Consider the following 20059-nt stretch of genomic DNA (forward strand, 5'->3'; position numbering starts at 1 on the left):
AAAATAGCGGCCAGGCAGTCGAATTCTGGAGTCCGCGATGTCGCAAGCCGTCATGAGCAATCCGCATCAAAACGCACCGTGGGAGTGGGCCGTCGGTCCGGCCATGGCGATGCGCGTGCCGGCGGCGAACCAGCCGCGCTGGCTGGTGGTCTCCGAAGGCCGTGTCTGGCTGACGCGCAGTGGTGCCGGCCCCTACGAAGCCGACATCTGGCTGGACGCCGGCCAGCGCCACGAACTGCCCTGCGGCAGCGAGTGGGTCATCGAAGGCTGGCCCTCGGCGCAGGTCGAGCTGCTCGAGGCGCCGTGCAAGGCGCCGGCGCGTCGCCCGGCGCGTCCTGGCCGCTGGCACGCGCCCTGGGGTGCGGCGCACGCCGCCTGATTCGGCGCCGGAAGCCGCGCCGCAGCGCTCGGTGAACGGGGCCGGGCGCATCGCGCCCGTCTAGGCTGGCCGGGCGCCAGGCCTCACAATCGGAGGTCATGAACCTGCCGTTCCCGCTGCCGCTGCAGCCCTCCCGCGACAAGAAGACGCTGAGGCGCCAGCTCCAGGCCGAACGGCAGTCGCTGGTCGACCGCCACCAGCGCTCGGTGCACCTGCAGGAGGTGCTGCGCGTGTGGCTCATCGGCCGCGTCGAGAACACCATCGGTGCCTACTGGCCGATCAAGGGCGAGTTCGACGCGCTGCCGGCGCTGTACCGCTGGAGCGAGGCCGAGCCCGACCGCCGCATCGGCCTGCCGGTGATGGACCGCGAGACCAAGCAGCTGCGTTTCCATGTCTGGTATCCGGGCTGCCCGATGGAAGAGGACGCCTACGGCATCCCCAAGCCCAAGGACACCGAGCAGTTCGAGCCCGGCCTGCTGCTCGTGCCCTGCGTCGGTTTCGGCCCGGGCGGCGTGCGCCTGGGCTACGGCGGCGGTTTCTACGACCGCACGCTGGCGACGCTGCAGCCGCGGCCGCTGACCGTCGGCGTCGCCTATGCCCACGGCTTCGTGCCCTGGCTCGAGGCCGAGCCGCACGACGTGCCGCTGGACGTCGTCCTCACCGAGGACGGCGTGCACTGGCAGCATCCCGACATCTGAGCGCCGTGCGGCCGCCCGCCGCGCCGGGTGGCCCGTCCTCGAAGACGTCTTCCGGGCGTCGCAGGAGTCCACGATGAGCCAACTGGGTCGCCACCGTGCGCTGCACCCGCTGTCTGCCGCCCTGGCGACTGTCGTGCTGGCGGTCCTGTCCGCCTGCGGCGGTGGTGGCGGCGGCGGCGGGAACGCGGTGGAGGGCACGCTGTCGGTGTCGTCCAACCTCGTCGTCGACGGCGACACCAACGACCCGAACCAGCGCCGCGTCGCCAACGACGACGCCGACAGCGCGCAGCCGATCGCCGCCACCAGCCAGGTGATGGGCACCGTCAACCTGGCCGGCGCCGGGCCCGCCGGCGCCAGCCGCGCCGGCGGCGATCCGGGCGACTTCTTCCGCGTGACGCTGGCCGCCGGGCAGACGCTGCAGCTGGACTTCACCGCCGACTCCGCCACCAACGACCTCGACCTGTACGTCTTCCGCCGCAACGGCGACTCGTACCTGCTGGTCGGCGTGTCCAACGGCGTGTCGCTGTCCGAGTGCGTGCGCATCAGCGCGGCCGGCGAGTACGTCGCGCTCGTCGACGCCTACGCCGGCGGTTCGCTCTACAACCTGCGCATCGCGGCGGCGGGGGCTTCCGGCGCGTGCTTCAACTCGACGGTCACCGGCGGTGCCGGGCCGCTCGTGCCGGGGCAGCTCGTCGTCGGCCTGGACGCCGGCAGCGCGCGCGTGCACGCCGCCGGTGCGCTGTCCCGGACCCACGGGCTGGCGCTGCTGGAAGGCGGCGTGGCGCCCGGGCGGGTCGGCCTGATGGCCCTGGCCGCCGACGAGAAGACGCGCCGCCGCGGCCTGCTCGCGCTGGGCGGCGCCGACGAGGCGGCCTGGCGTGAGGCGCGCCGCCCGGCCTGGATGGACCGCCTGTCCGCCGACTCGCGGCTGCAGGTCGAGACGCTGCAGTACGCCAAGCGCCTGGCGGCGAGCGGGGCCTTCGATCACGTCACAGTCAACCGCCCGCTGCGCGCCACGGCGCTGGTCGGCCGTTTCCCGCCGGACGACCCGCGCTATTCGCTGCAGCGCTGGCACTACGAGCAGATCGCGCTGCCGTCGGCGATGGACACGCTGGTCGCCATCGAGCCGCAGCCGACGCAGCGGCCGATCGTCGCGGTGCTGGACACCGGCATCGTCGCCGAGCATCCCGACTTCGCCGGCCAGATCACCACCGGCTACGACTTCATCCAGGACCCGGCCTCGGCGGGTGACGGCGGCGGCCTCGACGCCGACCCGGACGACCTGCGCAGCGCCGCGTCGCAGCCGTCGTTCCACGGCACCCACGTTGCCGGCACCGTGGCCGCGGCCAGCTTCAACGGCGACGGTGTCGCCGGGGTTGCGCCGATGGCGCTGGTGATGCCGCTGCGTGTGCTCGGCCGGGGTGGCGAGGGCACGTTCTACGACGTCCTGCAGGGCCTGCGCTACGCGGCGCGGCTGGCCAACGACTCGGGCCGGTTGCCCGAGCGGCGCGCCGACGTCGCCAATCTCAGCCTGGGCGGCGCCGGCATCGCCTGCGACGCCGCCACCGTCGCGCTGCTCGGCCAGGTGCGGGCCCAGGGCACGCTGGTCGTCGCGGCGGCCGGCAACGACTCGGCGCGCGACGCCGGGCGGGTGGCGGCGGTGAACTACCCCGCCAACTGCGCTGGCGTGCTCGCGGTCACGGCCACCGACGCGCAGCGCGGCCTGGCCTACTACGCCAACGGCGGGGCCGAGGTGGCGCTGGCCGCGCCCGGCGGCGACATGCGCGTCGCGACCACCGGCAGCGGCCTGCCCGACGGCGTCTACGGCACGCTGGCCGGCTTCGATGCCGGCGGCGTGCGCGTGCCGACCTACGGCGCCTTCCAGGGCACCTCGATGGCGACGCCGCACGTCGCCGGCGTGCTGGCGCTGATGCGCTGGGTCCACCCGGCGCTGACGGTCGACGAGGTGGACGCGCTGCTGCAGTCCGGGCAGCTGAGCGATGACCAGGGGGCGGCCGGCCGCGACACCGCCTACGGCTGGGGCATCGTCAACGCGGCCAAGGCGGTGCGGGCCGCGCTGGCGCTGAAGAACGGCGGTGCCGTGCCCGGGGCGCAGGGCGTCCTGGAGACCCAGCCGTCGGCGCTGGACTTCGGCACCACCACCACCGGCCTGGACTTCGTCGTGCGTGCCACGGCCGCCACCGACGAGACCGTCACCGGCGTCGCGGCCGACAGCGTCGCGGTGACGGTCGCCGCCGTCGCGGTGGACGCGGCCGGCCTGGGCCGCTACCGCGTCACGGTGGACCGCAACGCCCTGGCCGCAGGCGTCTACACGCCGACGGTCACGGTGCAGACCAGCCGCCGCACGCTGAGCGTCACGCTGGCCGTGCAGAAGCTGGCCGCCACGACAGGCGTCGACATCGGCCCGATCTACGTGCTGGTATACGACACCGCGACCCGGGAGGTGGTGCGGCGAGGCCTGGTGCGCGCCAGCGGCGGCGTCTATCGCTACCGCGTCGACGGCGTGCGCTCGTCTTCGGTGGCGATCGTCGCCGGCAGCGACTACGACAACGACGGCAGCCTCTGCACCAGCGGCGAGGCCTGCGGCGCCTACCCGGTGCTGGGCGCGACCCTGACCCCGGTGGACCTGACCGGCGACCGCGGCGGGCTGGACTTCCTGCTGTCGGCGCTGGGGGCCGCAAACGCGGAGGCCGCCTCGCGGGCGGCCTCCTGGAAACGCTAGGACGTTGGACACGCGGCCCGGCATGGCCGGGCTCGCGGGGGCATCAGAAGCGCTTGCCGATGCCGATGCCGACGAGCAGCGGGTCGACCTTGAAGGTGCCGTGGTCGGTGCCGCCGATCGAGACGTCGGTGCGGATCTGGACCTTCTTCACGTCGACGTTGAACAGCCAGCCGTCGCCCAGCGGAACGTCGACGCCGACGTTCAGCGCCGCGCCGAAGCTGTTCTTGTCGATCTTCGCGCCGGGAACGTCGAGGTCGACGCTCGAGAAGCGGGTGTAGTTGATGCCGGCGCCGACGTACGGGCGGAAGCCGTTCAGGCCGGTGAAGTGGTACTGCAGCGTCAGCGTCGGCGGCAGGTGCTTCAGCGTGCCGATCTTGGCGCTGCCGGCCTTCACGTCGTGCTTCTGCGGGTAGGTCAGGATCAGCTCGGTGGCCAGGTTCGGCGTCCAGAAGTAGGTGATGTCCACTTCCGGGAACGTCTTCGAGTTGGCGTTGAGGTCCAGGTCCGTGCCCTTGTTGGCCGGATCCAGGTACAGCGCGCGGCCGCGGACGATCCAGGAGCCGGAGTCGTCGGCCTGGGCCTGGGCCAGCGGGGCGGCCAGACCGGCCGACAGGGCGACGAGGGCGAGCGCGGTGCGCTTGAACATGGAGAAACTCCTCAGCTTTTGATCTGGCCACATGGCCTGGATCAATTTGGCGCGCCTGCGCAAACGTCAACTTTGAGCTGGCGCAAAGCCCTAGGGGCAAACACCAGTTCCGCCGGCTCTTGTGTTGCTCTTGACCGACGTCAGGCGTCTTGAGCCAAGCCGAGTCTGCGGCAGATCTCCAGCGAAAGCGAGGACTGGTTCAGCGTATAGAAATGCAGCGCCGGAGCACCGCCGGCGATGAGCCGTTCGCACAGCCGCGTGACGACCTCGATGCCGAAGGCGCGCACCGACGCGGTGTCGTCCATGAAGCCTTCCATCTTCAGCGCCACCCAGCGCGGGATCTCGATGCCGTCGCGCGCGGCGAACTGGGCGATGCGCGCGTAGTTGTGGATCGGCATGATCCCCGGGACGATGGGCACACGCACGCCCAGCTTGTGCACCTCGTCGACGAAGTGGAAGTAGGCGTCGGGGTTGAAGAAGAACTGCGTGATCGCCGAGTTGGCGCCGGCGCCGACCTTGTTCGCGAAGTGCTCGAGGTCGCGGCGCGCGTAACGCTGCTGCGGGTGGTATTCGGGGTAGGCGGCGACCTCGATGAACCAGTCGTCGCCCTGGGTGCGGCGGATGAACTCGACGAGCTCGCTGGCATAGCGGAACTCGCCCGCGGTCGCGGTGCCGCTGGGCAGGTCGCCGCGCAGCGCGACGATGCGGCGGATGCCCTGCTCGCGGTAGGTGGCCAGGATCTCGGCGATGTTGGCTTCGGTGCTGCCGACGCAGGACAGGTGCGGCGCGGCCTCGTGGCCCATCGCGGCGATGGCCTTGACGGTGTCCAGCGTGCGCTCGCGCGTCGTGCCGCCGGCGCCGTAGGTGACGCTGAAGAACTCGGGGTTCACCGCCGCCAGATCCTGGACGACGGTGCGCAGCTTGTCCGCGCCGACCGGCGTGTTCGGCGGGAAGAACTCGAAGCTGACGGGCGTGGTGCTCATGGGCGAACTCGCGGGCGGGCATGAGAGAAGCGGGCCGTGTCCGCCTCTTGGCGGAACAGCGGCCCATCAAGCAAGCGCCGCGACCCGGCTCTGCCGGGCCGCGGGGGAGCGCCGAAGGCGCTGCGGGGGCTCAGTACCGGTACGTATCCGGCTTGTAGGGCCCTTGCTTGGGCACGCCGATGTAGGCCGCCTGCTCTTCGGTCAGCTCGGTCAGCTCGGCGTTGAGCGTCTTCAGCTGCAGGCGCGCGACCTTCTCGTCGAGGTGCTTGGGCAGCACGTAGACCTTGCCGACCTCGTAGTAGTCGCTGTGCGTGAACAGCTCGATCTGGGCGATCGTCTGGTTCGCGAACGACGAGCTCATCACGTAGCTCGGGTGGCCGGTGGCGCAGCCCAGGTTCACCAGGCGGCCCTTGGCCAGCATGATGATGCGCTTGCCGTCCGGGAAGATGACGTGGTCGACCTGCGGCTTGATCTCCTCCCACTGGCACTTGGCTTCGAGCGACGCGACGTCGATCTCGTTGTCGAAGTGGCCGATGTTGCAGACGATCGCGTTGTGCTTCATCTTCGCCATGTGGTCGAAGGTGATGACGCTCTTGTTGCCGGTGGCGGTGACGAAGATGTCGGCCTTGTCGGCGGCCCAGTCCATCGTCACGACGCGGTAGCCTTCCATCGCCGCCTGCAGCGCGTTGATCGGGTCGATCTCGGTCACCCAGACCTGGGCCGACAGCGCGCGCAGCGCCTGCGCGCTGCCCTTGCCGACGTCACCGTAGCCGGCGACGACGGCGATCTTGCCGGCGACCATCACGTCGGTGGCGCGCTTGATGCCGTCGACCAGCGACTCGCGGCAGCCGTAGAGGTTGTCGAACTTGCTCTTCGTGACCGAGTCGTTGACGTTGATCGCGCGGAACAGCAGCGTGCCCTTGGCCGACATCTCGTTCAGGCGGTGCACGCCGGTCGTCGTCTCTTCGGTCACGCCGATGATCTCGGCGCTCTTGCGGCTGTACCAGGTCGGGTCGACGGCGAGCTTGGCCTTGATCGCGGCGAACAGGCAGGTCTCTTCCTCGCTCGTCGGCTTGTCCAGCACCGACAGGTCCTTCTCGGCGCGCTTGCCCAGGTGCATCAGCAGCGTCGCGTCGCCGCCGTCGTCGAGGATCATGTTCGGGCCTTCGCCCGGCGTGCCGGCGGGGCCGAACTCGAAGATGCGGTGGGTGTAGTCCCAGTAGTCGGTCAGGTTCTCGCCCTTGTAGGCGAAGACCGGCGTGCCGCGCTCGACCAGCGCCGCGGCGGCGTGGTCCTGGGTCGAGAAGATGTTGCACGAGGCCCAGCGCACCTGCGCGCCCAGCGCCTGCAGCGTCTCGACGAGCACCGCGGTCTGGATGGTCATGTGCAGGCTGCCGGTGATGCGCGCGCCCTTGAGCGGCTGGCTCTCGGCGTACTCGCTGCGGATGGCCATCAGCGCGGGCATCTCGCACTCGGCGATGTTGAGTTCCTTGCGGCCCCAGGCGGCGAGCGACAGGTCGGCGATCGCGTAATCGGGGTGGTGCTGTGCTTTCAGGACGGCGTTCATCACGGGGCTCCAGTTCGGTTGGAACCCGCGCGGCAGGCGTCAGGGGAGGTTCAAGCGCATCGCCCACCACCCACGACGTCAGTCGAGCGGGTGAGCGCAGTTGCAATGGGGGTGAGATTTCCGAGCCTGGCCTCAAGCGGGTGAGGTTGCAACGCTCCTCGGAAACGGTGCGCGATTGTAGCCACGGGCCGGCCGCGCGCGAAACGGCGCCGGCCCGCGGCCGGGGTCAGGCGTCGGCGGCCGGCGTGAATTCGTCCGCGCGGAAGCTGGCGATCGCCGCGCGCCCGACGAGCAGCGTGTCGACCGTGCCCAGCGTGTGCAGGTCCTTGTTCGAGTACGGCAGGCGGTGCAGCAGGTAGCGCATCGCGTTCAGGCGCGCGCGCTTCTTGCAATCCGACTTGATGACGATCCACGGCGCGTCCGAGGTGTCGGTGTGCAGGAACATCGACTCCTTGGCGCGGGTGTAGTCGTCCCACTTGTCCAGCGAGGCGACGTCGATCGGCGACAGCTTCCACTGCTTGAGCGGGTGGGCGCGGCGCTCCTTGAAGCGGCGGCGCTGCTCGTCGCGGCTGACCGAGAACCAGAACTTGAACAGGTGCACGCCGCTGCGCACGAGATGGCGCTCGAACTCCGGCGCCTGGCGCATGAACTCGTCGTACTCGTTGTCCGAGCAGAAGCCCATCACGCGTTCGACGCCGGCGCGGTTGTACCAGCTGCGGTCGAAGAGCACGATCTCGCCGCGTGTCGGCAGGTGCTGGATGTAGCGCTGGAAGTACCACTGGCCGCGTTCGACGTCGCTGGGCTTCTCCAGCGCGACGACGCGCGCGCCGCGCGGGTTCAGGTGCTCCATGAAACGTTTGATCGTGCCGCCCTTGCCGGCGGCGTCGCGGCCCTCGAAGAGGATCACGACACGCTGGCCGGTCTCCTTGACCCAGGCCTGCAGCTTCAGCAGCTCGACCTGCAGCCGGTACTTCTGGCGCTCGTAGCTGCGCCGCGACATCAGGTTCTTGTACGGGTAGCCGCCGTCGCGCCAGCCGGGGCGCAGCTCGAGGTCGGGGTCGACGCCCTCGGGGACGACGGTCTCGCGTGCGAACAGCAGCCGGCGCAGCGCCTTGGCCTCGTCGGGCGAGGCGCCGGCGATCAGCGCCTGCATCTGGCGCAGCCACTCGCCATCGGGGCCGGCATCGCCGTTGGCGTGCGCGGCCAGCACGTCCTTCAGTGCCATCGCGGTCGCGGTCTGGTGGCGCTCGGCGGCACGCTGCACGACGCTGGCCTCGATGGCCGGCGCCGACAGCGTCGGCGCGGTGTCGCCGCTGGCGACGGCACGCGGGCGACGGGGGCGTCGCGCAGGCTTGGGGGGCGGGGGGCTTGCGGCAGAATCCTGGGCCATGAGACGCGCTCGCGACGTTTCGACCTGCCCATGATCGACCGTCCAGCCGAGCTGTCAATTATCTTGAGTCAAGCCGTCGACCTCGTCCCCGCCGCACTTCACGGCAGCCTCGGCGTCTTCACCGACATTGACGACACGCTGACCGCCGAGGGCAGGATCGATCCGCCGGCCGCCGCCGCGCTGGCCGAACTGCGGGCCGCCGGCGTGCCGGTGATCGCGATCACCGGGCGGCCGCTGGGCTGGTGCCTGCCGCTGCTGGGCGCCTGGCCGCTGGACGCGATGGTCGCCGAAAACGGCGGCGCGGCGCTGATCCCCGACGGCGACGGTGCACGCGTCGAGTTCGCCCAGCCCGCGGCCGAACGCGTGCACAACGCCGAGCGCCTGCGCGCCGCCGCGGCGCGCGTGCTGCACGAGGTGCCGGGCGCGACGCTGGCGCGCGACAGCGACGGCCGCGTCACCGACATCGCCGTCGACCATTCCGAGTTCGCCCGGCTGGACGAGGCGCAGATCGAGACCGTCGTGCGCCTGATGCGCGACGAAGGCCTCACCGCCACCGTCAGCTCGATCCACGTCAACGGCTGGATCGGCACGCACACCAAGCTGAGCGCGGCGCACTGGATGCTGCGCCGGCTGTACGGCCGCGAGCTGGCCGGCGAGATCGACCGCTGGGTCTACGTCGGCGACTCGACCAACGACCAGCTGATGTTCGGGGCCTTCGAGCGTTCGGTCGGCGTCGCCAACCTGCGGCGTTTCGCCGCCCAGCTGCACACCTGGCCGCGCTGGATCACGCGCGGCGAGCGCGGCGCCGGCTTCGCCGAGGTCGCGCAGGCGGTGATCGCCGGCTTCGGGCGCTGATCAGGCCAGCGCCAGCGGGCCCAGGCGGCGGTACGGCGCCTCGATCAGCTCGCGGTGGTGCCAGCCGCGCGCCGAGCGGATCGGGTACTCGGCGGCGTACTGGCCGTCCTCGGACGCCAGCTCGACGTAGAGCACCGGGCGGCGCTTGATCTTGCGTTCGCAGACGTAGACGAACAGCGCCTCCGGCCGCGGCTCGGCCAGCAGCTCGGCCAGCGTCGCGCGGCGCAGGCCGTTGTCGGCCAGGCGTTCCGGGTCCGACGCGGTGCCGGCCACCGGCGCGATCCAGGTCGAGCCCAGCAGCTCGCCGGGGATGCAGGGGTCCATCTCGATGCCGTACAGCTGGCCCTCGATGGTCATGCCGCGGCGCACGTTGGCCTGCAGCGGGCGGAACAGCTCGCGGAAGACGATGTTGATGTCCGCCGACTCCATGAAGCGGTGCTGGCGGTCGCCACGGTGCTCGTGCAGCGGGGCGCCGAAGAGGTCGTCGAGGTGGGCCATGCCTGACTTTCGGCTGTCCGGCGAAGTCGTTGAGCGGGAAAAGCCGGGCAAAGGTCGCGTTGTGTCGCGCGACAAGCGGCCCGCGGCATGCCTGCGGCGACAATCCGGGCCCTCCGTCCGACTTCCGCCCCATCCGTCATGAGCACCGTCATCGGCACGCCGCTGTCCCCGTCCGCCACCCGTGTCCTGCTGCTGGGCAGCGGCGAACTCGGCAAGGAGGTGCTGATCGCGCTGCAGCGCCTGGGCGTCGAGACGATCGCCGTCGACCGCTACGAGAACGCGCCCGGCCAGCAGGTCGCGCACCACGCGCGCACGATCACGATGAGCGACCCCGAGCAGCTGCGTGCGCTGCTCGAGGCCGAGAAGCCGCAGCTCGTCGTGCCCGAGATCGAGGCCATCGCGACGCCGGTGCTCGAGCAGCTGGAGGCCGAAGGCCGCATCCGCTGCATCCCGACGGCGCGCGCCGCGCGGCTGACGATGGACCGCGAAGGCATTCGCCGCCTGGCCGCCGAGACGCTGGGCCTGCCGACCAGCCCCTACCGCTTCTGCGATTCGCTGGAAGAACTGCAGGCCGCGATCGACGGCGGCATCGGCTACCCCTGTGTCGTCAAGCCGGTGATGAGCTCCAGCGGCAAGGGCCAGAGCAAGATCGACGGCCCCGACGGCGTGAAGAAGGCCTGGGATTACGCGATGGCCGGCGGCCGTGTTGCCGGCGGCCGCATCATCGTCGAGGGCTTCATCGACTTCGACTACGAGATCACCCAGCTCACCGTGCGCGCGCTGGGCGCCGACGGCCAGCCGCAGACGCATTTCTGCGACCCGATCGGCCACGTGCAGGTCAGCGGCGACTACGTCGAGAGCTGGCAGCCGCACCCGATGAGCCCGGCGGCGCTGGCCGCCTCGCGCGACATCGCCAAGAAGATCACCGACGACCTGGGCGGCTTGGGCCTTTTCGGCGTCGAGCTCTTCGTCAAGGGCGACCAGGTCTGGTTCAGCGAGGTCAGCCCGCGGCCGCATGACACCGGCATGGTGACGATGGCCACGCAGTGGCAGAACGAGTTCGAGCTGCACGCGCGCGCCATCCTCGGCCTGCCGGTCGACGCCTCGCTGAAGAGCCCGGGCGCCAGCGCCGTGGTCTACGGCGGCGTCGACGCCGCCGGCATCGTCTTCGACGGCGTCGCCGACGCGCTGGCCGTGCCGGGCAGCGAGCTGCGCCTGTTCGGCAAGCCCGAGAGCTTCAGCAAGCGCCGCATGGGCGTGGCGCTGGTGCACGCCGACGACGTCGACACGGCGCGCGAACGCGCCAAGCTCGCAGCGTCGAAGGTCCGGCCGCGGGTGGCCTGAGTCGGGAAGACCGGGGTCAGAACGCCGGGGTCAGGTCTTGTGAGACCTGACCCCTCCTGCCGCGAGGTCTCGTGGAGGTCTGGGGTCAGGTCTCGTGAGACCTGACCCCTCTTACCTGACCTCTCTTGCCGCGGCGGGGCTTACAGCCCGGCGGCTGCGCGAAGCGCCGCAGCCTTATCCGTGCGCTCCCACGTGAATTCCGGCTCTTCACGGCCGAAGTGGCCGTAGGCGGCGGTCTTCTCGTAGATCGGGCGCAGCAGGTCGAGCATTTGGATGATGCCCTTGGGGCGCAGGTCGAAGTGGGTCTCGACCAGCTTGGCGATCTCGGCGTCGGAGATGACGCCGGTGCCTTCGGTGTAGACCGTGATGTTCATCGGCTTGGCGACGCCGATCGCGTAAGCGACCTGCACCTGGCACTGGCGCGCCAGGCCGGCGGCGACGACGTTCTTGGCGACGTAGCGCGCGGCGTAGGCGGCCGAGCGGTCGACCTTGGACGGGTCCTTGCCCGAGAACGCGCCACCGCCGTGCGGGCAGGCGCCGCCGTAGGTGTCGACGATGATCTTGCGGCCGGTCAGGCCGCAGTCGCCTTGCGGGCCGCCGATGACGAAGCGGCCGGTCGGGTTGACCAGGTAGCGCGTGTCCTGCAGCCATTCCTTGGGCAGCACCGGCTTGATGATCTCCTCGATGACGGCCTCGTAGAAGCTGGCCTTCAGCTTGGTGGCGGTCTCGCTCTGGTCGGGGTGGTGCTGGGTCGACAGCACGACGGTGTCGATCGAGTGCGGCTTGCCGTCGACGTAGCGCATCGTCACCTGGCTCTTGGCGTCGGGGCGCAGGAAGGGCAGCTTGCCGTTCTTGCGCAGCTCGGCCTGGCGCTCGACGAGGCGGTGCGCGTAGTAGATCGGCGCCGGCATCAGCTCGGGCGTCTCGTCGCAGGCGTAGCCGAACATCAGGCCCTGGTCGCCGGCGCCGGTGTTCAGGTGGTCGTCGGACGCGTGGTCCACGCCCTGGGCGATGTCGTTGCTCTGCTTGTCGTAGGCGACGAGCACCGCACAGCCCTTGTAGTCGATGCCGTAGTCGGTGTTGTCGTAGCCGATGCGCTTGATCGTGTCGCGCGCGACCTGGATGTAGTCGACGTGCGCGTTGGTCGTGATCTCGCCGGCCAGCACCACGAGGCCGGTGTTGGTCAGCGTCTCGGCGGCCACGCGGCTGCGCGGGTCCTGCTTGAAGATCGCATCGAGGATCGCGTCCGAGATCTGGTCGGCCACCTTGTCGGGATGGCCTTCGGAGACGGATTCGGAGGTGAAGAGGAAATCGTTCGCCACTGCTGAAAAGCTCCTGTCTGTCTGTCTATCGAACCCTGACTTCGCGATCGTCGGGGTCAGATGCATCTGGAGCCGCGGCGAACGCTTTAGCGGATTTGTTGAGCCAACACCACCCGAAGCGGCGTCTCGCCCGGCGGGGCCTCGGTATCCTTCGGCTCCCGCGTCGCCCCGCAAGTTGTCCTGTTAACTCGGCGACGGCCGGATCATACAAGCATGTTTTTCCTGGTTCGCTGGCTGTCTCGCCGTTCCTTGCGTTTTCTCCACGTCCTGGGCGCTTTCCTTGGCTGGCTGGTCTACTGGGCTTCGCCGTCCTACCGCCGCCGCCTGGACGCCAATGCTGCGCTGGCCGGGCTGACCGCGGCCGAGCGCCGCGAGGCGGTGGCCGATGCCGGCCGCCTGGTGATGGAGGTGCCGCGCCTGTGGCTGCGCCCGCGCGAGCAGCCGATCGCCGACCCGGTGCTCTGGGAAGGCGCCGAGCTGATGGAGTCGCTGCTGGGCCGCGGCAAGGGCCTGGTGCTGCTGACGCCGCACATGGGCAGCTTCGAGATCGCCGCCCAGGCCTACGCCGAACGTTTCGGCGCGCGCCAGCCGCTGACCGTGCTCTACCGCCCGGCGCGCAAGCAGCTGCTGCGCGAGCTGGAGGAGACCGCACGCGCGCGCCCGGCGCTGGCCACCGCACCGGCCACGCTGGCCGGCGTGCGCCAGATGCTGCGGGCGCTGAAGAAGGGCGAGACCGTGGGCCTGCTGCCCGACCAGGTGCCGCCCGAAGGCCAGGGGGTCTGGGCGCCGTTCTTCGGCCAGCCCGCCTACACGATGACGCTGGCCGCGCGCCTGGTGCAGCAGACCGGCGCCGCGGTGGCCATCCTCTGGGCCGAACGCCTGCCGCGTGGTGCCGGTTACGTGGTGCGCCTGATGCCGATGCCGGTGCCGCTGCCCGAGGACGGCGGCGACGAAGCGGGTGCGATCGCCGTCAACCGCTCGATGGAAGCCGTCATCCGCCTCAAGCCCACGCAGTACCTGTGGGGCTACCACCGCTACAAGGCGCCGCGCAGCGGCGCGTCCTCATGACTCTGCTGTCCCGCGCCGTGCTGGCGCTCGTCTGGCTGCTGCATTGGCTGCCGCTGGGGGTGCAGGCCGCGCTCGGCCGCGGCCTCGGCGCCCTGTTCTTCCGCCTCGCCGGCTCGCGCCGGCGCATCGCGCTGCGCAACCTGGAGCTGTGTTTTCCCGACAAGCCCGCCGCCGAGCGCGAGCGCATCGCGCGCGAGCACTTCGGCTGGCTCGGCCGCAGCCTCATCGAACGCGGCCTGCTCTGGTACGCCAGCCCCGAGCGCCTGAAGCGCCTGATCCACGTCGAAGGCCAGGTCCACCTGGCCGACGAGAGCGAGCGCCCGGTGATGTGGCTGGTGCCGCACTTCCTGGCGCTGGACGTCGCCGGCGCCGCCACGCAGCTGTTCCAGCAGCGCTGGGTGGCCTCGATCTACCAGCGCCAGAGCAATGCGGTGATGGACGCGGCGATGCGCGCCGGGCGGCTGCGCTTCGGGCGCGGCGAGGTGTTCTCGCGCCAGGAGAGCGCGCTGCCGCTGGTGCGTGCCGTCAAACGCGGCGCGGCCTTCTTCAACCTGCCCGACATGGACTTCGGCCGCCGCGAGGCGGTGTTCGTGCCGTTCTTCGGCGTGCCGGCGGCGACGCTGACGGCGCCGTCGAAGATGGCGCGCGGGCTGAAGATGACGGTGCAGCCGGTGGTCGCCGAGTTCCTGCCCGGCGGTGCCGGCTACCGCGTGCGTTTCCTGCCCCCGTTCACCGACTGGCCCAGCGACGACGCCGAGGCCGACGCCCGGCGCATGAACGAGTGGATCGAGAGCGAGGTCGTGCGCAACCCGTCGCAGTACCTCTGGGTGCACAAGCGGTTCAAGACCCGCCCCGAGGGCGAGCCCGGGCTGTACACGAAGCGATAATCCGCCGATGCGACTGCGCTTCACCAAGATGCACGGCGCCGGCAACGACTTCGTCGTGCTCGACGCCACCGGCGCGCCGCTGGCGCTGTCGCGCGAGCAGATCCGCCGGCTGGGTGACCGGCGCTTGGGCGTCGGCGCCGACCAGATCCTCGTCATCGAGCGCAGCACGACGCCCGGCGTCGACTTCCGCTACCGCATCTTCAACAACACCGGCGACGAGGTCGAGCAGTGCGGCAACGGCTCGCGCTGCTTCGTGCGCTACGTCGTCGACCACGGCCTGACCGACAAGAAGACGATCCGCGTCGAGACCGTCAACAACCTGCTCGAGCTGTCGCTGGCCGCCGACGGCCGCGTGCGTGTCGACATGAACCGCCCCGTCTTCGACCTGGCGCGTGTGCCCTTCGACGCCAGCGGGCTGACGCCGCGCCTCGTCAACGGCTTCGAGCTCTGGCCGCTGGCCGACGCCGGTGTCGAGGTCGCCGTGCTGTCGATGGGCAACCCGCACGCGGTGATGCGTGTAGCCGACGTCGACGCCGCGCCGGTGGCCGCCGTCGGCCCGCGGGTCGAAAGCCATGCGCGCTTCCCGCGCCGTGTCAACGCCGGCTTCCTGCAGGTCTTGTCGCGCGGCGAGGTGAAGCTGCGTGTCTACGAGCGCGATGCCGGCGAGACGCTGGCCTGCGGCACCGGCGCCTGCGCCGCGGTCGTCGCCGGCATCCGCCTGGGCTGGCTGGACCGCCGTGTCGAGGTGCACGCGCGCGGCGGCGACCTGCTGATCGAGTGGCCCGACGACAGCGCCTCGGTGCTGATGACCGGCCCTGCCGTGACCGTCTTCGAAGGAGAAATCGAGCTGTGAACCTCCAGGGCATCACCGAGAACGACATCGCCGAGTACCTGGCCAACACGCCCGGCTTCTTCGAGCGCCACGCCGAGCTGCTGTCCAGCGTGCAGCTCACCAGCCCGCACGGCCAGCGCGCCGTCTCGCTGCAGGAGCGGCAGATGGAAATGCTGCGCGACCGCATCAAGGGCCTGGAGATGCGCATCGTCGAGATGATCCGGCACAGCCAGGAGAACGTCGGCATCGCCGAACGCCTGCACCGCTGGACACGCGCGCTGCTCGTCACCGCCGACGCCGCCGCGCTGCCCGCGGTGCTGGTCGACGAGCTGCAGCACCAGTTCATGATCCCGCAGGCCGCGCTGCGGCTTTGGAACGTCGCCCCGGCGCACGAAGGCCAGCGCTTCAGCGAGCCGGTCAGCGACGACGTGAAGAGCTTCGCCGACAGCCTGTCGCAGCCGTACTGCGGCGTGAACGCCGGTTTCGAGGCCGTGAGCTGGCTGCCCGAGCCGGGCGCCATCGCCTCGGTGGCGCTGATCCCGCTGCGCGGCGCGGCCGGCAGCTTCGGCCTGCTGATCCTGGGCTCGCCCGACCCGACGCGCTACAGCGCCGACATGGGCACCGAGTTCCTGGTGCGCATCGGCGACACCGCGGGAGCGGCTCTCTCGCGTCTGACGGCCTGAGCCCGACGATGGGCGCCACGCTGCCCGACGACGTGCAGCGCTGGCTGGACCACCTGGGCGTCGAGCGCCGGCTGGCGCCGCGCACGCTGGCGCTGTACCGCGACGCCCTCGGCCGGCTGGCGGCCTCGGCCGCAGCCGACGGTGTCGAACTGCGCGCCGCCCAGCCGCACCACGTGCGCCGCTGGATGGCGCAGCTGCGCACCGCCGGCCTCGCGCCGCGCAGCATCGCGCTGGTGCTGTCGGCCTGGCGCGGGCTGTACCGCTGGTGGGGCCGCGAAGGCCTGGTGCCGGCGAATCCGGTCGACGGCCTGAAGGCGCCCAAGACCGGCAAGCCGCTGCCCAAGGCGCTGCCGGTCGACCAGGCCGTCGCGCTGGCCGAACACGAGAACGAAGACGGCGACGCCCGCCTGGCGGCGCGCGACCACGCGATCGTCGAGCTGCTCTACGGCTGCGGACTGCGCATCGGCGAGCTGCTGGCGCTGGACCTCGCACCGTCGGCCGGTGCCGCCGGCTGGATCGACGCCGAAGACGCCAGCGCCCACGTGCTCGGCAAGGGCCGCAAGCGCCGCAGCGTGCCGGTGGGCGCCAAGGCGCTGGAGGCGCTGGCCGCCTGGCTGGCGGTGCGCGGGCAACTGGCCGCGGCCGGCGAGCCGGCGCTCTTCGTCAGCCGGCGTGGCGAACGCCTGTCGCAAGGCGCGCTGCGCGCACGCTTGAAGCAGATCGCACTGCAAGCCGGGCTGCCGACGCACGTGCACCCGCACATGCTGCGCCACAGCTATGCCAGCCATCTGCTGCAGAGCAGCGGCGACCTGCGTGCGGTGCAGGAGCTGCTGGGCCACGCCAGCATCTCGACGACCCAGGTCTACACCCAGCTCGACTTCCAGCACCTGGCACGCGCCTACGACGCCGCGCATCCGCGGGCCAAACGCAAGACGCCCGAAGGCGGCTGAGGCCGCGCCGGCGGTCTGGGGTCGGCGGTCTGGGGTCAGGTCTCGCAAGACCTGACCCCGTTCTTCCGCTCTTCAGCGGCCGTCAGGGGTCAGGTCTCACGGGCCGTCAGGGGTCAGGTCTCACGAGACCTGACCCCGTTCCTCCCGTTCCTCCGAGACCTGACCCCGTTCTTCTGAACCCGTTCTTCAGGGCGCGGCGACAATCGCGCCCATGAAAACGATCCGACTGCGCGAAGGCAAGGAGCGCTCGCTGCAGCGCCGCCACCCCTGGGTGTTCCAGGGCAGCATCGAAAAAGGCAAGGCCGACGCCGGCGAGACCGTTCGGGTGGACGCCGCCGACGGCAGCTTCCTCGCCTGGGGTGCTTACAGCCCGAACTCGACGATCCGCGTGCGCGCCTGGAGCTTCGAGGCCAGCGAACGCATCGACGCCGACTTCTTCCAGCGCCGCATCGCACGTGCGCTGGCGCTGCGCGCTCGCCTGCCGGTGGCCAGCGACGGCGTGCGCCTGATCCACGGCGAAGCCGACGGCCTGCCGGGCCTCGTCGTCGACCGCTACGGCGACCTGCTGTCGGTGCAGTTCCTGTCGGTGGGCAGCGTGCGCTGGAAGGACGTGATCGCCGACGCGCTGATGGTGCAGACCGGCGCGCGCGGCCTGTACGAACGCTCCGACGCCAGCGTGCGTTCGCTCGAAGGCCTGGAGCCGGTGACCGGCTGGCTGCGCGGCGGCGGCGGCACCGAGGTCACGATCCGCGAACACGGCTGGAAGCTGACGCTGGACGTGGCCACCGGCCACAAGACCGGCTTCTACCTCGACCAGCGCGACAACCGCGCGCGTTTTGCCGAGCTGGTGCGCCAGCAGGGCGCCCAGCGTGTGCTGAACTGCTTCTGCTACACCGGCGGCTTCAGCGTCGCGGCGCTGGCCGGCGGTGCGCGCCACGTCACCAGCATCGACTCGTCGGCGCCGGCGCTGGAGCGGGTGCAGGCCCACGTCGAGCTGAACGGCTTCGACGCCGCGCGCAGCCGCACGCAGGACGCCGACGTCAACCAGTTCCTGCGCGACGAGCTGAAGGCGGGGCAGCGTTACGACGCCATCGTGCTCGACCCGCCGAAGTTCGCGCCGACCGCGGCGCACGCCGAACGTGCGTCGCGCGCCTACAAGGACATCAACCGCCTGGCGCTGAAGCTGCTGGAGCCGGGTGGCCTGCTGCTGACCTTCAGCTGCTCGGGCGGCATCAGCGCCGACCTGTTCCACAAGATCGTCGCCGGCGCGGCGATGGACGCCGGTGTCGATGGCGCGATCCTGGCCCGGCTGGAAGGCGCGCCCGACCACCCGACGACGCTGTTCTTCCCCGAGGGCGAGTACCTGAAGGGGCTGGCGATCGTCAGGCAGTAGCGCCGGCGTTCAGCGGCCGCTCGGGGTCAGGTCCCGCAGGACCTGACCCCAGACTTCATGAGGGACCTGACCCCAGGCTTCCAGGCTTCCCCAGGCTTCCAGGCTTCCCCAGGCTTCCAGGCTTCCAGGCTTCCAGGCTTCCAGGCTTCTGACCCCAGCCTTCCTGGCCTCACCGCCCCCCGCGCACCATCGCCATCACCTTCTGCACGTCCAGCGTGCGCGCCTGCTGCTGGATCTGCGGCGCGTACTGGCTCTGCAGGCCGCGCGCCTGCTGCAGCAGCTCGGTGTAGGTGCTGCGCAGCATCTCGGTGGAGAAGGTGCGCCCGCCGGCGTAGTAACGCTTGGCGACCTGGCCCAGCGCCCAGGTCGTCGCGAAGCTCAGCCCTGAGCTGACGGCCTGCTTGCCCAGGCCGCCGAGCAGCCCGCCGCCGACGCGCCCGAGCAGGCCGCCCAGCAGCTTGCGCCCGGCCTGTTCCAGGTACTGCGAGGTGAGGCCGACGCCGGCGGTGGCCAGGAAGTCCTTCACGTGGCCGCTGTCCAGCGGGTAGCCGTAGGCCAGGCCGACGCGGTGCACCAGCTTCATCTGCAGCGGGATGATGGCCAGCGTCGACAGCGACTCCGGCAGCAGCTCCAGCGCGCCGTTCAGGATCGCGGCGTTGAGGATCGCGCGGTCCAGCTCGGCCTCGTCGACCGCGGGCCGGGCCGGGCGCGCCACGGTGTCCGCCGGGGCCGTCTCCACCACCTCGCCGGCGACGTCCGCCGACGCCAGCGTCTCGGCCTGCGCCGCGTAGGCGCCGGCCTCGCCGTCGTCGAGGCCGAGACGACGCGCCAGGTCGGCGAGGAAGGCGCGCTCGGCGTCGCTCTGCGTGCCGTCGGCGTCGCAGACGCCCACCGCCATCTCGTAGGCCAGCTGGCGTGCCTCGGCGCTGCCCAGCGCGGCGGCGGCGCTGGCGACGTCCACGCGCTTGAGCAACACGTCCTGCACCAGCGACGGCAGGTCGACAGCCGCGTCCTGCGCCAGGCCTTCGGCGATGCGGCGGATCTGTTCACGCTCGCGTTCGTGCTTGCGGCCGTCGGCGAAGGCGGCGAGCAGGGCGATCGTCAGGACGGCGCGGGTGTCGGCGGTGTTCATCGGGCGGTGGCGGCAGGTGGTGACGCGCGCACTCTAGCGAGCGCGCTTTGTCCGCTGCGCCGCGGGTGCTTGGCGCTCAGCGCGCCGGCGCCGGCAGCGGCAGCCGCGGGTCGAACTTGGCGCGCTTGACGCTAAAGAAAGCCTTCACGTTGCGCACGTTGGCGTCCTGCGTGAACAGGCGCTGCACCAGCGCGTGGTAGCCGGCCATGTCGGCGGCGTGCACGACGAGCACGAAGTCCGGCCCCGGCGACACGCGGTAGCACTGCTGCACCGCGGCGTCGCCGGCGACACGGGCCTCGAAGGCGTCCAGGTGCTCGGCGCCCTGGCGGTCCAGCGTGATCTCCACCAGCGCCGTCAGCCCGGCGCCCAGGCGTTCGGGCGAGAGCAGGGCGACTCGGCGCTCGATGACGCCGCCGTCGACCAGCCGCCGCACGCGCCGCAGCGCCGTCGCTGGCGAGGTGTGGGCGCGTTCGGCCAGTGCCTGGTTGGACAGCGAGGCGTCGTCCTGCAGCAGCTCGAGCAGGCGGTAGTCGGTGGCGTCGAGATCCATGACGAAAGGATATGCCATCCGATGTGAAGTAACGAAAGAAAATACCGATGCCTCATTCGTGTGGGTGAATCGTTCACGATCACGACATCAATGAACGAAAACTTCATCCGTCCCGGCCTAGCATCCCGCCACCGAAGTA

Annotated in this window: 19 protein-coding genes and 1 riboswitch; of the genes, 11 read left to right on the forward strand and 8 right to left on the reverse strand. The window is 71.0% G+C overall.

Going from position 1 to position 20059, the window contains the following annotated elements; translation table 11 throughout:
- Positions 1-37: 37 nt before the first annotated feature.
- The 3 genes from G5B56_RS06335 to G5B56_RS06345 all read left to right on the forward strand — a co-directional run bounded on the left by G5B56_RS06335 (position 38) and on the right by G5B56_RS06345 (position 3820).
- Complete coding sequence (locus G5B56_RS06335) at positions 38-379, forward strand: DUF2917 domain-containing protein (RefSeq protein WP_164962662.1); 342 nt, start codon at positions 38-40, stop codon at positions 377-379.
- 98 nt (positions 380-477) lie between these two features.
- Positions 478-1077, forward strand: coding sequence for a 5-formyltetrahydrofolate cyclo-ligase (locus G5B56_RS06340; RefSeq protein ID WP_164962663.1), 600 nt, complete (start codon positions 478-480; stop codon positions 1075-1077).
- 73 nt (positions 1078-1150) lie between these two features.
- Entirely contained in the window at positions 1151-3820 is a 2670-nt protein-coding gene (locus G5B56_RS06345; protein WP_164962664.1) for a S8 family serine peptidase, read from the forward strand.
- Positions 3821-3863: 43 nt separating this feature from the next.
- On the opposite strand, the gene G5B56_RS06350 is transcribed toward G5B56_RS06345, so the two are convergent.
- The 4 genes from G5B56_RS06350 to ppk2 form a co-directional block, all read right to left on the reverse strand.
- The gene (locus G5B56_RS06350; RefSeq protein ID WP_009858765.1) at positions 3864-4466 is read right to left on the reverse strand and encodes an OmpW family protein; all 603 of its coding nucleotides are present in this window, start codon (positions 4464-4466) and stop codon (positions 3864-3866) included.
- 140 nt (positions 4467-4606) lie between these two features.
- Complete coding sequence (gene metF, locus G5B56_RS06355) at positions 4607-5449, reverse strand: methylenetetrahydrofolate reductase [NAD(P)H] (RefSeq protein ID WP_009858764.1); 843 nt, start codon at positions 5447-5449, stop codon at positions 4607-4609.
- A gap of 130 nt (positions 5450-5579) precedes the next feature.
- On the reverse strand, positions 5580-7016 hold the full coding sequence (ahcY, locus tag G5B56_RS06360) for an adenosylhomocysteinase (RefSeq protein ID WP_009858763.1): 1437 nt from the start codon (positions 7014-7016) through the stop codon (positions 5580-5582).
- Between the two features lie 85 nt (positions 7017-7101).
- Positions 7102-7182: riboswitch (S-adenosyl-L-homocysteine riboswitch) on the reverse strand.
- A gap of 60 nt (positions 7183-7242) precedes the next feature.
- Entirely contained in the window at positions 7243-8406 is a 1164-nt protein-coding gene (gene ppk2 / locus G5B56_RS06365) for a polyphosphate kinase 2 (RefSeq protein WP_009858762.1), read from the reverse strand.
- A 30-nt stretch (positions 8407-8436) separates the two neighbouring features.
- On the opposite strand from ppk2, the gene G5B56_RS06370 reads away from it, so the two are divergent.
- A complete protein-coding gene (locus tag G5B56_RS06370) occupies positions 8437-9261 on the forward strand; it encodes an HAD-IIB family hydrolase (protein WP_164962665.1) in 825 nt (274 codons plus the stop codon).
- Here the strand turns inward: G5B56_RS06370 and G5B56_RS06375 are convergent, their stop codons facing one another.
- Positions 9262-9759 carry a hypothetical protein gene (locus G5B56_RS06375; RefSeq protein ID WP_009858760.1) on the reverse strand — a complete coding sequence of 166 codons (498 nt, stop codon included), beginning with the start codon at positions 9757-9759 and terminating at the stop codon, positions 9262-9264.
- A 138-nt stretch (positions 9760-9897) separates the two neighbouring features.
- Here G5B56_RS06375 and purT point away from each other — a divergent pair, with 138 nt between their 5' ends.
- The gene (gene purT / locus G5B56_RS06380) at positions 9898-11103 is read left to right on the forward strand and encodes a formate-dependent phosphoribosylglycinamide formyltransferase (protein WP_164962666.1); all 1206 of its coding nucleotides are present in this window, start codon (positions 9898-9900) and stop codon (positions 11101-11103) included.
- 140 nt (positions 11104-11243) lie between these two features.
- Here purT and metK read toward each other — a convergent pair whose 3' ends face one another.
- Positions 11244-12425: a methionine adenosyltransferase gene (gene metK / locus G5B56_RS06385; RefSeq protein ID WP_009858758.1), complete on the reverse strand. Its 1182-nt coding sequence runs from the start codon at positions 12423-12425 to the stop codon at positions 11244-11246.
- 213 nt (positions 12426-12638) lie between these two features.
- On the opposite strand from metK, the gene G5B56_RS06390 reads away from it, so the two are divergent.
- From G5B56_RS06390 to G5B56_RS06415, 6 genes are all read left to right on the forward strand, one after another.
- On the forward strand, positions 12639-13493 hold the full coding sequence (locus G5B56_RS06390; RefSeq protein ID WP_164962667.1) for a lysophospholipid acyltransferase family protein: 855 nt from the start codon (positions 12639-12641) through the stop codon (positions 13491-13493).
- On the forward strand, positions 13490-14380 hold the full coding sequence (locus G5B56_RS06395; protein WP_164962668.1) for a lysophospholipid acyltransferase family protein: 891 nt from the start codon (positions 13490-13492) through the stop codon (positions 14378-14380). Before G5B56_RS06390 ends, G5B56_RS06395 begins: the two co-directional genes overlap by 4 nt.
- A gap of 7 nt (positions 14381-14387) precedes the next feature.
- Complete coding sequence (dapF, locus tag G5B56_RS06400) at positions 14388-15233, forward strand: diaminopimelate epimerase (protein ID WP_164962669.1); 846 nt, start codon at positions 14388-14390, stop codon at positions 15231-15233.
- The gene (locus G5B56_RS06405) at positions 15230-15895 is read left to right on the forward strand and encodes a DUF484 family protein (RefSeq protein WP_009858754.1); all 666 of its coding nucleotides are present in this window, start codon (positions 15230-15232) and stop codon (positions 15893-15895) included. The genes dapF and G5B56_RS06405 overlap by 4 nt, the downstream gene beginning before the upstream one ends.
- A gap of 8 nt (positions 15896-15903) precedes the next feature.
- Positions 15904-16845 carry a tyrosine recombinase XerC gene (locus G5B56_RS06410; RefSeq protein WP_164962670.1) on the forward strand — a complete coding sequence of 314 codons (942 nt, stop codon included), beginning with the start codon at positions 15904-15906 and terminating at the stop codon, positions 16843-16845.
- Positions 16846-17056: 211 nt separating this feature from the next.
- The gene (locus G5B56_RS06415) at positions 17057-18238 is read left to right on the forward strand and encodes a class I SAM-dependent rRNA methyltransferase (protein ID WP_164962671.1); all 1182 of its coding nucleotides are present in this window, start codon (positions 17057-17059) and stop codon (positions 18236-18238) included.
- A 169-nt stretch (positions 18239-18407) separates the two neighbouring features.
- Here the strand turns inward: G5B56_RS06415 and G5B56_RS06420 are convergent, their stop codons facing one another.
- Both G5B56_RS06420 and G5B56_RS06425 read right to left on the reverse strand, forming a co-directional pair.
- Positions 18408-19370 carry a YcjF family protein gene (locus tag G5B56_RS06420; RefSeq protein ID WP_164962672.1) on the reverse strand — a complete coding sequence of 321 codons (963 nt, stop codon included), beginning with the start codon at positions 19368-19370 and terminating at the stop codon, positions 18408-18410.
- 76 nt (positions 19371-19446) lie between these two features.
- Entirely contained in the window at positions 19447-19920 is a 474-nt protein-coding gene (locus tag G5B56_RS06425; protein ID WP_009858750.1) for an Lrp/AsnC family transcriptional regulator, read from the reverse strand.
- Between the last annotated feature and the right edge of the window lie 139 nt (positions 19921-20059).

Origin of the sequence: Rubrivivax sp. JA1026, assembly GCF_011065555.1 — a bacterium.
Lineage (GTDB): Bacteria > Pseudomonadota > Gammaproteobacteria > Burkholderiales > Burkholderiaceae_C > Rubrivivax > Rubrivivax benzoatilyticus.

What these genes read in the sequence shown, in the direction of transcription:
- G5B56_RS06395 (WP_164962668.1), top strand. Translation starts at nt 13,490, where the DNA reads ATGACTCTGCTGTCCCGCGCCGTGCTGGCGCTCGTCTGGCTGCTGCAT.
- G5B56_RS06340 (WP_164962663.1), top strand. Translation starts at nt 478, where the DNA reads ATGAACCTGCCGTTCCCGCTGCCGCTGCAGCCCTCCCGCGACAAGAAG.
- metF (WP_009858764.1), bottom strand. Translation starts at nt 5,449, where the DNA reads ATGAGCACCACGCCCGTCAGCTTCGAGTTCTTCCCGCCGAACACGCCG.
- G5B56_RS06345 (WP_164962664.1), top strand. Translation starts at nt 1,151, where the DNA reads ATGAGCCAACTGGGTCGCCACCGTGCGCTGCACCCGCTGTCTGCCGCC.
- ahcY (WP_009858763.1), bottom strand. Translation starts at nt 7,016, where the DNA reads ATGAACGCCGTCCTGAAAGCACAGCACCACCCCGATTACGCGATCGCC.
- purT (WP_164962666.1), top strand. Translation starts at nt 9,898, where the DNA reads ATGAGCACCGTCATCGGCACGCCGCTGTCCCCGTCCGCCACCCGTGTC.
- dapF (WP_164962669.1), top strand. Translation starts at nt 14,388, where the DNA reads ATGCGACTGCGCTTCACCAAGATGCACGGCGCCGGCAACGACTTCGTC.
- G5B56_RS06410 (WP_164962670.1), top strand. Translation starts at nt 15,904, where the DNA reads ATGGGCGCCACGCTGCCCGACGACGTGCAGCGCTGGCTGGACCACCTG.
- ppk2 (WP_009858762.1), bottom strand. Translation starts at nt 8,406, where the DNA reads ATGGCCCAGGATTCTGCCGCAAGCCCCCCGCCCCCCAAGCCTGCGCGA.
- G5B56_RS06335 (WP_164962662.1), top strand. Translation starts at nt 38, where the DNA reads ATGTCGCAAGCCGTCATGAGCAATCCGCATCAAAACGCACCGTGGGAG.
- G5B56_RS06350 (WP_009858765.1), bottom strand. Translation starts at nt 4,466, where the DNA reads ATGTTCAAGCGCACCGCGCTCGCCCTCGTCGCCCTGTCGGCCGGTCTG.
- G5B56_RS06420 (WP_164962672.1), bottom strand. Translation starts at nt 19,370, where the DNA reads ATGAACACCGCCGACACCCGCGCCGTCCTGACGATCGCCCTGCTCGCC.
- G5B56_RS06415 (WP_164962671.1), top strand. Translation starts at nt 17,057, where the DNA reads ATGAAAACGATCCGACTGCGCGAAGGCAAGGAGCGCTCGCTGCAGCGC.
- G5B56_RS06390 (WP_164962667.1), top strand. Translation starts at nt 12,639, where the DNA reads ATGTTTTTCCTGGTTCGCTGGCTGTCTCGCCGTTCCTTGCGTTTTCTC.
- G5B56_RS06375 (WP_009858760.1), bottom strand. Translation starts at nt 9,759, where the DNA reads ATGGCCCACCTCGACGACCTCTTCGGCGCCCCGCTGCACGAGCACCGT.
- G5B56_RS06370 (WP_164962665.1), top strand. Translation starts at nt 8,437, where the DNA reads ATGATCGACCGTCCAGCCGAGCTGTCAATTATCTTGAGTCAAGCCGTC.
- G5B56_RS06425 (WP_009858750.1), bottom strand. Translation starts at nt 19,920, where the DNA reads ATGGATCTCGACGCCACCGACTACCGCCTGCTCGAGCTGCTGCAGGAC.